The sequence below is a fragment of the Bacillus sp. SIMBA_074 genome, assembly GCF_046534555.1.
Classification (GTDB): Bacteria; Bacillota; Bacilli; order Bacillales; family Bacillaceae_G; genus Bacillus_A; species Bacillus_A mycoides.
The window spans coordinates 1-275 of the sequence record NZ_JAWRYM010000453.1 but is presented as its reverse complement, the minus strand read 5'-3'; the positions used below and the strand labels follow the sequence as shown (position 1 = coordinate 275).

1 protein-coding gene is annotated in these 275 nt (G+C 68.4%); it reads right to left on the bottom strand.

Annotated features, from left to right (window positions below):
* Window positions 1-275: hypothetical protein (locus SB773_RS31555; protein WP_410594254.1), on the bottom strand; the 275-nt coding region annotated here is incomplete at both ends.

Here is a 275-nt window from a genome sequence, read left to right as displayed (position 1 = left end):
CACCCCTGCCGGTTGTTGTCGACCGCGCGGATCGTCGCCTGCGTGCCCCGGAACTCCTCGACGTCCCACGACGCCCAGTCGAGGTTCTCGCTGTTCGAGCCGGTGGCGCTGCGCACCACGTCGCCGTCGACGATCAGGTTCACGCTCGTCTCGTTCGACCGCTTCCTCGATTCCTCGTCGCCGATCACGAGCTGGTCGAAGGTCAGATGCCCCCACCCGCCGGTGGCTTCGTCGCGGATGCGCAGCTGCGCGTCGCGACCGTCGAACTCGGACAC